The 11,888-nt window shown below is 59.6% G+C and carries 13 protein-coding genes; 7 read left to right on the plus strand and 6 right to left on the minus strand.

Going from position 1 to position 11,888, the window contains the following annotated elements; all coding sequences use genetic code 11:
* Window positions 1-174: 174 nt before the first annotated feature.
* The 4 genes from AC1D35_RS15140 to AC1D35_RS15155 all read left to right on the plus strand — a co-directional run bounded on the left by AC1D35_RS15140 (window position 175) and on the right by AC1D35_RS15155 (window position 4,551).
* Complete coding sequence (locus tag AC1D35_RS15140; RefSeq protein ID WP_113297577.1) at window positions 175-2,532, plus strand: EAL domain-containing protein; 2,358 nt, start codon at window positions 175-177, stop codon at window positions 2,530-2,532.
* Between the two features lie 25 nt (window positions 2,533-2,557).
* Window positions 2,558-3,280 (plus strand): transporter substrate-binding domain-containing protein, encoded by a 723-nt coding sequence (locus AC1D35_RS15145; protein ID WP_113308813.1) that lies wholly within the window; start codon window positions 2,558-2,560, stop codon window positions 3,278-3,280.
* Between the two features lie 93 nt (window positions 3,281-3,373).
* On the plus strand, window positions 3,374-4,090 hold the full coding sequence (gene pth / locus AC1D35_RS15150; RefSeq protein WP_113308812.1) for an aminoacyl-tRNA hydrolase: 717 nt from the start codon (window positions 3,374-3,376) through the stop codon (window positions 4,088-4,090).
* Window positions 4,091-4,095: 5 nt separating this feature from the next.
* Complete coding sequence (locus tag AC1D35_RS15155; RefSeq protein WP_477852514.1) at window positions 4,096-4,551, plus strand: N-acetyltransferase family protein; 456 nt, start codon at window positions 4,096-4,098, stop codon at window positions 4,549-4,551.
* A gap of 26 nt (window positions 4,552-4,577) precedes the next feature.
* On the opposite strand, the gene clpS is transcribed toward AC1D35_RS15155, so the two are convergent.
* Window positions 4,578-4,889 carry an ATP-dependent Clp protease adapter ClpS gene (gene clpS / locus AC1D35_RS15160; RefSeq protein ID WP_113297573.1) on the minus strand — a complete coding sequence of 104 codons (312 nt, stop codon included), beginning with the start codon at window positions 4,887-4,889 and terminating at the stop codon, window positions 4,578-4,580.
* Window positions 4,890-5,116: 227 nt separating this feature from the next.
* Here clpS and ychF point away from each other — a divergent pair, with 227 nt between their 5' ends.
* On the plus strand, window positions 5,117-6,220 hold the full coding sequence (gene ychF / locus AC1D35_RS15165; protein WP_113297572.1) for a redox-regulated ATPase YchF: 1,104 nt from the start codon (window positions 5,117-5,119) through the stop codon (window positions 6,218-6,220).
* 119 nt (window positions 6,221-6,339) lie between these two features.
* Here the strand turns inward: ychF and AC1D35_RS15170 are convergent, their stop codons facing one another.
* Window positions 6,340-7,410 (minus strand): hypothetical protein, encoded by a 1,071-nt coding sequence (locus AC1D35_RS15170; RefSeq protein WP_113308810.1) that lies wholly within the window; start codon window positions 7,408-7,410, stop codon window positions 6,340-6,342.
* Between the two features lie 81 nt (window positions 7,411-7,491).
* Between AC1D35_RS15170 and AC1D35_RS15175 the strand changes: the two genes are divergently transcribed.
* Both AC1D35_RS15175 and AC1D35_RS15180 read left to right on the plus strand, forming a co-directional pair.
* On the plus strand, window positions 7,492-7,962 hold the full coding sequence (locus AC1D35_RS15175) for a MaoC family dehydratase (RefSeq protein ID WP_113297570.1): 471 nt from the start codon (window positions 7,492-7,494) through the stop codon (window positions 7,960-7,962).
* Window positions 7,959-8,426 (plus strand): MaoC family dehydratase, encoded by a 468-nt coding sequence (locus AC1D35_RS15180; RefSeq protein WP_113308809.1) that lies wholly within the window; start codon window positions 7,959-7,961, stop codon window positions 8,424-8,426. Before AC1D35_RS15175 ends, AC1D35_RS15180 begins: the two co-directional genes overlap by 4 nt.
* A gap of 10 nt (window positions 8,427-8,436) precedes the next feature.
* On the opposite strand, the gene AC1D35_RS15185 is transcribed toward AC1D35_RS15180, so the two are convergent.
* The 4 genes from AC1D35_RS15185 to petA all read right to left on the minus strand — a co-directional run bounded on the left by AC1D35_RS15185 (window position 8,437) and on the right by petA (window position 11,847).
* Window positions 8,437-8,979 carry an adenine phosphoribosyltransferase gene (locus AC1D35_RS15185; RefSeq protein WP_113308808.1) on the minus strand — a complete coding sequence of 181 codons (543 nt, stop codon included), beginning with the start codon at window positions 8,977-8,979 and terminating at the stop codon, window positions 8,437-8,439.
* Between the two features lie 114 nt (window positions 8,980-9,093).
* Window positions 9,094-9,963: a cytochrome c1 gene (locus AC1D35_RS15190; protein WP_113297567.1), complete on the minus strand. Its 870-nt coding sequence runs from the start codon at window positions 9,961-9,963 to the stop codon at window positions 9,094-9,096.
* 25 nt (window positions 9,964-9,988) lie between these two features.
* A complete protein-coding gene (locus tag AC1D35_RS15195) occupies window positions 9,989-11,257 on the minus strand; it encodes a cytochrome b (protein ID WP_477938847.1) in 1,269 nt (422 codons plus the stop codon).
* 14 nt (window positions 11,258-11,271) lie between these two features.
* On the minus strand, window positions 11,272-11,847 hold the full coding sequence (gene petA, locus AC1D35_RS15200; protein ID WP_477938849.1) for a ubiquinol-cytochrome c reductase iron-sulfur subunit: 576 nt from the start codon (window positions 11,845-11,847) through the stop codon (window positions 11,272-11,274).
* Between the last annotated feature and the right edge of the window lie 41 nt (window positions 11,848-11,888).

Below are 11,888 nucleotides of genomic sequence, written 5' to 3' on the forward strand. Positions count from 1 at the left end.
AATTTGTAAAGCATAAGGCCCGTTTTCCGTGAGGAAGGCGGGCTTTTTCATTGCCGAAAAAGGCCCATTTCAGCAACATTTAACACATTCATGGAAGCATGCTCCGGCCGGTTGCGAAGTCCCGCCCTGCTGCGCGACCGCAGAATATTTTGACCCCGTGGAGCAAACGGAACCATGAATAATTCCGTTGAGAACAGATTTTTTACGATTGTTTGCGGCGCGCTGCTTGTTTTTGTAGCTCCCCTCTTTGTTCTTTTTCTTTTCCTTTCCTCTGAGCGCGCCGACAAGGAAATACGCGACCATATCTCCGTTCTTCTTGTGGCCAACGCTCAGGCGCTCGCCAAGCCGCTTTGGGATCTCGATGCCGATAGCGTGACCCAGATCAGCGCGACGGTCGTTTCGCAGGGCGCCATCGTCAAGGTGGAAGTCCGCGACCAGTCCGGCGAGCTCGATGTGAGCCAGTCGACCATTCCGAGATCCTTCGATGGCAAGCTGGTTCAGGTTTCCCGAGCCATCATCTACAACACCGTCGATGGGCCGAAGAACCTCGGCAGCATTTCCGTCTTCTATCCGGCACTCGGCCTGTTCTCCGGCCTGAAGCAGGAGGAAGTCGTCTTCATCTCGATCTTCATTTTCGCGGTGCTGGCCGTTTTCGCGACCGCTCTCATCGGCAACCGCATCTTCGTCATTCAGCCTCTGATGCGCCTGACGGCCGCCATCGAGGCGACACGTCAGCTCGGCTCCCGCCACCATGTCGATTGGCAATCGAACGACGAGATGGGTCGGCTCGCCCAGAGCTTCAACGAAATGCAGACGAAGCTCGAAAACGAGGAAACCGAGCTGAAACTCGCGCATCGCCGCACCACCGACATCTACAACCTGACGCCCGCCATGCTCTTCTCCCTCGACGAGGAAGACCGCATCACCGCCGTCAGCGACTACTGGCTGTTTGCGACCGGCTACCATCGCGCCGCGCTCATCGGCCGGAATTTCTGCGATCTCGTTACCCCCTTCACCCGCGACAAGTTCATCAAGCGCAAGAGCCAGCGTGAAAACGGCACCGGCGACGTCACCGTCAAGTTCGTCTGCATGGACGGCCGCATCATGGACGTCCTCATCATGGAATCGGCGCTCACGACCCAGGGACAGGAAGGTCAGTCGCTCTCCGTCATGACCGACGTGACGGAACTCAAGGCCTCCGAAGACCGCAACCATCGCCAGGCGATATCAGACCATCTGACCGGTCTCTTGAACCGCCAGGGCTTCGAAGCCGTGCTCGACAGCAAGATTGCTGCCGCCGATGCCGCCGATCAGGAACTCGCCTGCCTCTTCGTCGACCTCGACCGTTTCAAGTGGATCAACGACAATATGGGCCATGCTGCCGGTGATGCTGCCCTGATCGAGCTCGTGGAGCGGCTGAAGACCCTGCTTGCCCCCTCCGATGAAGCGGCCCGTCTCGGCGGCGATGAATTCGCGATCCTGCTGCCGGCCAAGAATGCCGAAAAGCGCGCCCGCGCCATGTGCGACCAGATCGCTTCGATCTTCGAGACGCCGTTCGGCCCGGATATGCATCTGAGCGCCTCTGTCGGCATCGCTATCTATCCTCACCACGCCGCGACCGCTGCCGAACTGCTGCAGAAGTCCGACATGGCCATGTACGCCAAGAAGCGTGACGGCAAGAATGGCGCGCAGATCTTCGATAGCGGCATGCTCGATCACGCCCGCCGCCGCGCCGAGATCGAAGCCCATATCGAAGCCGGCCTCGCCGACGACTGGTTCGAGGCCTATCTCCAGCCGATCGTCAACCTGAACGGCCGCGGCATCGCCGGCTTCGAAGCGCTGATGCGCCTCAACCACCCCCAGAAGGGTCTCATGCCGCCGGCCGAGATCATCAGCGTGGCCGAAGAAACCGCCAAGATCGTCCGCGTCGGCAATGTCATCATGGAAAAGGCGATCGCCAATCTGGCGAAGATCTCCCGCCTGCCCGGCATGCAGGACACCTATCTCGCGATCAATTTCTCACCGCTGCAGTTCGAGCCGGCGCTCGCTGCCCGCCTTGCCGCTATCCTCGGCCGCCATGGCATCCTGCCGGATCGTATCGTCGTCGAAATCACTGAAGCCGTACTGATGCACGACAACCCGCAGATCCGCATGATCGTGACGGAACTTCGCCGTTTCGGCTGCCGCATTGCTCTTGACGATTTCGGTACCGGCTACTCGTCGCTGAGCTATCTCAACCGCTTCCCGGTCGACATTATCAAGATCGACCAGTCCTTCACCCGCGCCATCAATGATGCAGACGACGACGTGCGCCAGAAGAGCCGCATGCTGATCGAAGGCATCACCACGCTGTCTCACAAGATGAATTGTACCGTCATCGCCGAAGGCATCGAGACGGAGGAGGAATGCGGCACACTGCATCAAATGGGCCTCGACTATGGTCAGGGCTATCTGTTCCACCGTCCGCAAAACGCTGCAAAGCTGATCGAGGAATTGAGCATCTCGCTGCCGAACGTGGCGCGTGCTTCATGAACTGACGAGATATGGGAGGTATACGATGAAAAAGCTGCTGCTTCTTGCACTTCTTACCCTACCCTGCTTTGCCACGTCTGCTTCAGCCCAGGCGGTAGCCTTCGTGACCGAGGAATACGCCCCCTTCAACTACCGCGACGGAAAGGTCATCAAGGGTGCGACCGTCGACCAGGTCGAGAAAGTCATGGCCGATATTGGCATCGATTATACGATCGAGGTAATGCCCTGGGCTCGTGCTTTCAGCCTCGCCCGCGCAACGCCGATGACCTGCGTATTCGCGACCGCCCATAACGCCGCGCGTAACGGTCTGTTCAAATGGGTCGAGCCACTTCTCATCGACCGTAACATCCTGATCACCCGCCAGGGATCGGGCGTTTCGGCAGCCAATCTTGAAGACGCCAAGAAATACGTGATCGGCACGCAGCGCGACGATTACACGGAAGTGACGCTGAAGGAGAAGGGCTTCACCAAGCTCGATGTCGCCAGCGATTTCAACGCGACGCTGCGCAAGCTGCTCGGCGGCCGCATCGACATGATGCCGATCTCCGAACTCTATTTCGACAAGCTGAAGGCCGACCAGCCGTTGGAAATGGTAACGGTGCTCTCCTCCCAGCCGATGGGTATCGCCTGCGAGAAGAACTTCCCGGACGATCTTCTGGGCCACATGCAGGCCGCGCTGGACAAGCTGATTGCCAGCGGCGAACAGAAGCAGATTTTCCTCAAATATGGCCTGCATCTGCTGAACTGATGGGCGCACCGTCGTTCACGCCCGCCTTTGCCACTTGACTTTAACGCCGTTTCGCGGTGGTGAACGGCAACAGCTCTTGCAAGGAAAACGGCCATGCTGATCATCGCGGGTCTCGGCAATCCCGGCGCGAAATATGCCGGCAACCGGCACAATATCGGCTTCATGGCAGTGGATGCCATCTACCGCCGCCACGACTTTTCGCCTTGGTCGAAGAAGTTCAAGGCCGAGATATCAGAAGGCGAGCTTGGCGGCGAGAAGGTGCTGCTGATCAAGCCACAGACCTTCATGAACCTGTCGGGCGAAGCGGTCGGCGAAGCCATGCGCTTCTACAAGCTGCAGCCGTCCGATCTCGTGGCGATCTATGACGAGCTCGATCTCCCGGCCGGCAAGGCGCGGCTGAAGACCGGCGGCGGCCATGGCGGCCACAATGGCATCAAATCGCTCGACGCCCATTGCGGTAAGGAATACCGCCGCCTGCGCCTCGGAATCGGCCATCCCGGCGTCAAGGAACTGGTGCATAACCATGTGCTCGGCGATTTCGCCAAGGTCGACAGTGACTGGCTGGAGCTGCTTCTCGACACGCTCGCCGACAATGCCGAAATGCTGGTCCGCAAAGAGGATTCCCAGCTGATGAACAAGATCGCGCTGGCGCTCGGTGGCAAGGAGGAAGAAGAAAAACCGAAACCGGAGAAGAAGCCGGCGGGGAAATCTCATATCCATCAGGCCCGCAATCAGAGCCAGCAGAAGCTTCCGACAACCGGCCCCATGGCCGAAATGCTGAAGAAGATGTTCGGCAATAAGGGCGACTGAACGCCATGGCGGACGGGGATTTAAGCATCCGACCTGCGGTTGTCCGCGATCTGCAGAACCTGATCACCCTTTACCAACACCTCAGCCCGACCGATCCGGTCCTCGCGCCTGATGTGGCAATCGAACGTTTCTCCGCCATTCTGGCGCAGCCCGGCATGACGATCTTCATCGGCGTTGCCGGCGAGATTGCTGCTGCGACCGTAACGCTGATCATCGTGCCCAACCTGACGCGCAATGGCGCCTCTTACGCGCTGATCGAAAACGTCGTCACCCACGCCGACCACCGCAGGCAAGGTTATGCCGGCAAAGTCATCCAGCATGCGATTGCGGAAGCTTGGAAAGCCGGCTGTTACAAGATCATGCTGCTGACCGGATCGAGAAATCCGGCAACACTGCGTTTCTATGAAAATTGCGGCTTCGTGCAGGACAAGACCGGCTATCAGATCCGCCGGGCGTCTTGAGACGCGCACGTCCTGTTCCTCGGGCCCTATTCCTCAGGTTCCGTGGTGAACATCAGCGGAAAGTCCATCTCCTTGGCAAGGTCGATGGCCTCCTTGGCCTTGGTCTCCGCTATGTCCTTGGTGCAGACCACGACCACGCACGAGCCGAGCTTGTGCGCCGTCATCATCACGCGGTAGCCGGTGTCCTCGCTCATGCGGAAGACGGCCTTCAGCACCATGATGACGAATTCGCGCGGCGTGTAATCGTCATTGACGAGGATGACCTTGTAAAGCTTCGGCTTGTCCAGCTTGAGCTTCGTTCTGGTCTTGGGTTTTAAGGCAATGTCGTTGTCAACCATCGGAAATCCGCCCGTTGATGACATGGGAAGGGGTTTCGATCTAACTAAACCTTTTAGATTGCAGAATTTCGACACTTGGTGCCGGGGGGATCCCACTATCATAAGAATAAGGCTGCTACGCCCTGTCGGCAAGGGAGCAGCGAGAAAAGCTCTCTAAGACTTGACCGCTCCCCTCCTTTATCCCATAGCCACGACCAAGGACTTCCAGAGAACAGCAGGTTTCAGCCATGGGCTTCAAATGCGGTATCGTCGGCCTGCCGAATGTCGGCAAATCGACCCTCTTCAATGCACTCACCAAGACGGCGGCCGCGCAGGCGGCGAACTATCCCTTCTGCACGATCGAACCGAATACCGGCGAAGTGGCTGTTCCCGATGAACGCATGCAGAAGCTTGCCAACATCGCGAAGTCCAAGGAAATCATCCCGACCCGCATCAACTTCGTCGATATTGCCGGCCTCGTGCGCGGTGCCTCGAAAGGTGAAGGTCTCGGCAACCAGTTCCTCGCCAATATTCGCGAAGTCGATGCCATCGTGCATGTGTTGCGATGCTTCGAAGACGGCGACATCACACACGTGGAAGGCCGCATCGACCCGGTTGCCGATGCTGATACGATCGAGACCGAACTGATGCTCGCCGACCTCGACAGCCTCGAGCGCCGCACCGAGCAGACGCGAAAGCGCGCCACCAGCAAAGACAAGGATTCCATGGCAATGCTGCCGATCATGGAGGCCTCGCTGGCGCTGCTGCAGGACGGCAAGCCGGTCCGTACGCTACTTTCGAAGCTCGATGCCGAAGAGATCAACATCCTGAAGGGCCTCAACCTTCTGACATCGCACCCGGTTCTCTATGTCTGCAACGTCGCCGAAGGCGATGCCGCGACCGGAAACAAATATACCGAGGCCGTCGCTGCGATGGCGAAGGCTCAGGGTGCCGAAACCGTCACCATTTCGGCTGCGATAGAATCCGAGGTCGCCCAGCTTCCGGATGAAGAGGCCAAGGAATTCCTCTCGGCACTCGGTCTCGACGAAGCAGGCCTCGATCGCCTGATCCGTGCCGGCTACAAGCTGCTACACCTGATCACCTATTTCACGGTCGGACCGAAGGAAACGCGCGCCTGGACGATCGAGCGCGGCACCAAGGCGCCGCAGGCCGCCGGCGTGATCCACTCGGATTTCGAACGCGGCTTCATCCGCGCCAATACCATCGCCTACGACGACTATATCCAGTTCGGCGGCGAAGTCGGCGCCAAGGAAGCTGGCAAGGCACGCGACGAAGGCAAGGAATATGTCGTCCAGGACGGCGACGTCATCCACTTCCGCTTCAACACGTGATTGACCAAAACATGTCGCGCAAAACTGTGGAGCGGTTTTGCGATAACGACATGCGGAAAACCAAGGCCTGAAGCGTGGGAAACGGATCTGAAAGATCGCGACACGCTTTTAGCTGCCGCTCAGCCGGGCGGCAGCCTTTCCACGACGCCTGAGGGCAAGGCGCGCAGCACGATGCGCCGAAGCGGCATCCAGCCCGTACCGATGACGAGCACGATCACGCCGACGATAACAAGCGTTCCGAAGATGTAGGTATCGACGGTCGCACTCCCCTGCCGGAATATCCCATAGATCGCCAGTCCCAGCGTCAGCAGGCCGGACGTCACGAAAGCGCGCCGGTCGATGATGAGACCGACCAGCATCAGCAGCGCGACGATTACGACGACGACAGGCGTCTTGAAGGAATTGGCGTCCATGATATCCAGCCAGCCGCCGTCGAGCGAGAGCAATATCCGTATGCTGTAAAGCAGGGCGGGTGCGGCGACGAGATGAAGCCAGAAGGCGACATCCGATCGCGTCGTCCGGCGGAACCTGTCGCTGAGGTCGAAGCCGAGTGCGGCGACGAACAGGCCGACGGCGCAGGCAAACAGGATGATCGAGACGAGCGTGGGATGATTGAGGATGAAGGCATCGTCACCGCTCGCCCACTGGAGAATCCGGAAGACAAGAGCCAGCACGAGGGCAAGACTGGAGAAGATGGAGAGCGCGAGTGCAAGCGGCACACGATAGCGCAGATAGAAAAGCCCCATGATGACGGGGAATGCGACGATAAATCGGTCGATACCGTCACCGGTGAGCCACAGATCAGCATTGGACGGATAGAGCGACAGCATCATCCGGAAGGTCCAGGCAAAGACCGCCAGCGTCAGCACGACGGCCGGCAGAGCGAGACGCTGGCGCTTGATGAGGATTTCCGCTAGCACCAGGATCGCCGGCAGCACCGCATAGAGTGACGCAATCCCCCAGAGTCCTGCAAGTGCGATGAGAATGCCGATGGTGATCAGCACATCGTGGAAGCCGCGCACGAAACGCGGCGTCTCGGTATCCGACCAGGCCGGCTCCGAAGGCCCGGCCGTACGCGCCTCGACGATCACGCCGCGCGCCTCAAGAAACGGCGCCAGCCGCGAGCTCGCCTCAGTGGTAATCAGCCCCTCGCGCGCCGCCTCATCGAGTATCGACCTTAGTTCAGCCATCCTGGTTCGTCCCTACGGAATCATTGAGCCCGCGCGGATGCTATTGTAAGCAATGAGGCCTGCCTATGATGAGGGACCCTGATGCCTGCAGAAAAGCTCGCCTATGAGGATTTCCAGCCCGGCCGTCGATTTCCGCTCGGCCCGAAAGCGGTAACGGCACCCGAAATCATCGAATTCGCCGCGGAGTTCGACCCACAGCCCATGCATCTGGACGAGGCCGCCGGCCGCGCCAGCATCCTCGGCGGCCTCGCGGCATCCGGCTGGCACACTTCGGCGATGTTCATGCGCATGATGGCCGACAGCTTCGTGTTGAACTCACTTTGCGAAGGCGCCCCAGGCGTCGATTTCATGGAGTGGCGCAAACCGGTGCTTGCGGGCGACATGCTCTCCGGCCATTCGACGGTGCTGGAGGCACGTCCGATGCGCTCGCGTCCGGGCCTCGGTATCGTCAAATTCCGCCACGAGGTGGAAAACCAGCGCGGCGAACTGGTCTGCCTGTCGGAAAATTCCGTCATCTTCGGCATGCGCAACACTTCGGAGGCAGGCGCATGAGAATGTCGGAACTCTATGCCGCCGGCGAAAAGGTCGAGATCGGCGCTTACGTCTTCACCGAGGAAAAAATCCTCCGCTTTGCCAGGAAATACGATCCGCAACGCTTCCATATCGACAGGCAGGCGGCGGAGGACACTATGTTCGGCGCCCTCTGCGCCTCCGGCTGGCATACGGTGGCCGCCTGGATGCGCTGCTTTCTGGATCACTGGATGGCAGAAATGCGCCGGCTGTCGGAACAGGGCATGGAGCCGCCAAAGCTTGGTCCCTCGCCCGGCTTCCAGAAGCTGCAATGGCTAAAACCGGTCTTTGTCGACGAGACGATCACCTATTCGGTGACCTTTCTCTCCAGCCGGCCGCTCACGTCGCGGCCGGGTTGGCATCTCAACGCCATCCTCTGCGAAGGCGTCAACCAGAATGGTATTGCAGTCATCCGCTTCGAGAGTAGCGTGCTGGAATTCGACTAACCTGGCCCACTCAGTGGCCGGCGAATTCCACCAGCGTGTGCACTTCGACACCGAGATCTTCGAGCTTCTTGCGGCCGCCGAGATCCGGCAGGTCGATGACGAAGCAGGCGCCGACCACTTCAGCGCCGATCTGACGAAGCAGCTGGGTTGCACCGACAGCCGTGCCGCCTGTAGCGATCAGATCGTCGACAAGGATCACCTTCTCGCCGGGCTGAACGGCATCGCGGTGCATCTCCATCTCGTCCACGCCATATTCCAGGCTGTAGGCGATGCGCACCGTCTCATGCGGCAGCTTGCCCTTCTTGCGGATCGGAACGAAACCAGAGGAAAGCTGATGCGCGACGGCACCTCCGAGGATGAAGCCCCGCGCTTCCATGCCGGCGATCTTGTCGACCTTCAAGCCCGCATAGGGCTGCACGAGCTCGTCGACAGCGCGGCGGAAGGCACGTGGATTGCCGAGCAACGTGGTGATGTCGCGAAAGATGATGCCGGGCTTGGGGTAATCCGGAATGGAGCGGATGCTGGCCGCAAGCTCCGAAAGCGTATTGTTCATCGAAAATCCGTATCTGCGAGGGGCATGAAGCGCCGCACACTATCAATTGCGCCGGACCAAACCAAATAAAAAAGGCGGCCGTAAAGCCGCCTTTTCCTTGGGAATGAAGATCGCTTAGTGATCAGTCCGGGAGTAAATCGAACGCTTGGTCAGGTAGATCAGTACCGTGAAGATCAGCAGGAAGATCATGACCATGAAGCCGGTGCGCTTACGCTCTTCGAGATGCGGCTCGGACGCCCACATCAGGAACGACGAGACATCCTTGGAATACTGATCGACCGTCTGCGGCGAACCGTCGTCATAGGTGACCTGGTCGTCGGAGAGCGGCTTCGGCATGGCGAGGACGGCAGCGGCATGGAAATACGGGTTGTAATGCGCGCCTGCCGGAACCTGGAAGCCCGCCGGCGGCTCTTCGTAGCCGGTCAGCAGCGAGTGGATATAGTCCGGACCGCTTTCCTGATACTGGGTGAAGATGTCGAAAACGAACTGTGGGAAGCCACGTTCGACTTCGCGTGCCTTGGCAAGCAGCGACATATCCGGCGGAGCCGCACCATTGTTCGCGGCAGCGGCAGCTTCCGCGTTCGGATAGGGCGACGGGAAGTGGTCTGACGGAACCGCCTTGCGGGTGAACATCTCACCGTTGGCATCAGGGCCGTCCTGGACTTCGTAATTGGCTGCGAAGGTCTTCACCTGCGCATCCGAATAGCCGAGTTCGCTCAACATGCGGAAGGGCACGAGGTTCATCGAGTGGCAGGCGGAACAGACTTCAGTGTAGACCTTCAGGCCACGCTGCAGCTGGCCCTTGTCGTAATTGCCGAACGGACCGGCGAAGGTCCAGTCGATCTCCTTCGGCTCCTTCAGCGGATAGTGCGGGGTGGCACTTTCCTCATGGTGAGCGGCCGGAGCCGCCTCTTGGGCGAAAGCCACGCCACCGAGACCGGCCACGACAGCAAGCGAGAGAATGCTTGCAACAAGCTTATTCATATTTCTGGTCCTTCCCGTCGCTCGCTCAGGCCTTGGCCGCAGCAGTCTTGTTGCGCTTTTCGAGCACCGCTTCAGTGATCGAGTTCGGAATGCGGCGCGGTGTTTCCACCAGACCGAGAACCGGCATCGCGACCAGGAAGAAGGCGAAGTAGAGGAGTGTGCAGACCTGCGAGATCGTCGTGTACAGGCCTTCCRCAGGCTGCGAACCCAGCCAGCCCAGGATGATCGCGTTGATCGCGAACAGCCAGTAGAACAGCTTGAACCACGGACGATAGACCGCCGAACGCACCTTCGAAGTGTCGAGCCAGGGCAGGAAGAACAGCACGAGGATGGCGCCGAACATCACCAGAACACCGCCGAGCTTGGAGTCGATCGGACCGACGTTGAAGGTGATCGAACGCAGCATGGCGTAGAAGGGCAGGAAGTACCATTCCGGAACGATGTGGGCCGGGGTCTTCAGCGGGTCGGCCGGAATGTAGTTGTCGGCATGGCCGAGATAGTTCGGCAGGTAGAAGACGAAGTAGGCATAGACGAGCAGGAAGATCGAGACGCCGAGCGCATCCTTGAGCGTTGCGTAAGGCGTGAAACGAACCGTATCTGTCTTGGTCTTGACCTCGACCCCCGTCGGATTTGTCTGGCCGACCACATGCAGAGCCCAGATGTGCAGGACGACGACGCCGGCGATCATGAAGGGCAGCAGGTAGTGCAGCGAGAAGAAGCGGTTCAGCGTCGGCTGATCGACGGCGAAGCCGCCAAGCAGGAACTGCTGCACCCATTCGCCGACCAGCGGGAAGGCCGAGAAGAAGCCGGTGATGACGGTCGCGCCCCAGAAGGACATCTGCCCCCAAGGCAGAACGTAGCCCATAAAGCCGGTCGCCATCATCAAGAGGTAGATGACGACGCCGAGGATCCAGAGGATTTCGCGCGGCGCCTTGTAGGAACCGTAGTAGAGACCGCGGGCGATGTGCAGGTAGACGGCGACGAAGAAGAAGGATGCGCCGTTGGCATGCATATAGCGCAGCAGCCAGCCGTGGTTGACGTCGCGCATGATCTTTTCAACGGAGTTGAAGGCGATCGTCGTGTCGGCGGCGTAGTGCATGGCGAGCGTGACACCCGTCAGGATCTGCACGATCAACATGACGGCGAGCATGGCGCCGAAAGTGTAAGCGTAGTTCAGGTTCCGCGGAACCGGATAGGCAATGAAGCTGTCATAGACCATGCGCGGCAGTGGAAGGCGCGCATCGACCCACTTTTCCAGGCCGGTTGATGGTTCGTAGCTGGAATGGCCACTCATTAATCAGTCTCCCCTCAACCGATCTTGATCTTCGTGTCGGACAAAAACGAAAAGGTCGGAATCGCCAGGTTCTGCGGCGCCGGACCTTTGCGGATGCGGCCGGCCGTGTCGTAGACCGAGCCATGGCAGGGACAGAACCAACCATTGTATTCACCGGCCTGACCGAGCGGAACGCAACCGAGATGGGTGCAGGTGCCGACCATGACGATCCAGTTTTCCTTATCTTTGCCGCCCGAGCGGTCAGCGCCCGTTGCAGGAGCATCGGCAGGAAGGTTTGCGTTGCGGGCGATCGGATCCTTGAGGTCCGACAACTGCACATCGGCTGCGGCCTTGACTTCTTCCGGCGTGCGGTTGCGGATGAAGATTGGCTTGCCGCGCCACTTTACCGTCAGCGACATGCCGGGCGTAAGGCTTGCAACATCGACTTCGATGGAAGCAAGCGCCAGCGTCGACGCGTCCGGACGCATCTGGTCGATGAACGGCCACGCAACCGCAACGGCGCCGACCGCACCAGCCATGCCAGTGGTGAGATAAAGGAAATCACGGCGAGTGGGCTCTGYGGCCTCGCTTGTCGTTAAGTGTTCGCTCACGGCTTAACCATCCTCTGCGCAATTGTCGCGGAATTCCGCCC

The organism is Rhizobium sp. P1_E6 (assembly GCF_056405875.1).

Coding starts and splice junctions, on each gene's coding strand:
- AC1D35_RS15140 (WP_113297577.1), top strand. CDS start 175: ATGAATAATTCCGTTGAGAACAGATTTTTTACGATTGTTTGCGGCGCG.
- AC1D35_RS15145 (WP_113308813.1), top strand. CDS start 2,558: ATGAAAAAGCTGCTGCTTCTTGCACTTCTTACCCTACCCTGCTTTGCC.
- pth (WP_113308812.1), top strand. CDS start 3,374: ATGCTGATCATCGCGGGTCTCGGCAATCCCGGCGCGAAATATGCCGGC.
- AC1D35_RS15155 (WP_477852514.1), top strand. CDS start 4,096: ATGGCGGACGGGGATTTAAGCATCCGACCTGCGGTTGTCCGCGATCTG.
- clpS (WP_113297573.1), bottom strand. CDS start 4,889: ATGGTTGACAACGACATTGCCTTAAAACCCAAGACCAGAACGAAGCTC.
- ychF (WP_113297572.1), top strand. CDS start 5,117: ATGGGCTTCAAATGCGGTATCGTCGGCCTGCCGAATGTCGGCAAATCG.
- AC1D35_RS15170 (WP_113308810.1), bottom strand. CDS start 7,410: ATGGCTGAACTAAGGTCGATACTCGATGAGGCGGCGCGCGAGGGGCTG.
- AC1D35_RS15175 (WP_113297570.1), top strand. CDS start 7,492: ATGCCTGCAGAAAAGCTCGCCTATGAGGATTTCCAGCCCGGCCGTCGA.
- AC1D35_RS15180 (WP_113308809.1), top strand. CDS start 7,959: ATGAGAATGTCGGAACTCTATGCCGCCGGCGAAAAGGTCGAGATCGGC.
- AC1D35_RS15185 (WP_113308808.1), bottom strand. CDS start 8,979: ATGAACAATACGCTTTCGGAGCTTGCGGCCAGCATCCGCTCCATTCCG.
- AC1D35_RS15190 (WP_113297567.1), bottom strand. CDS start 9,963: ATGAATAAGCTTGTTGCAAGCATTCTCTCGCTTGCTGTCGTGGCCGGT.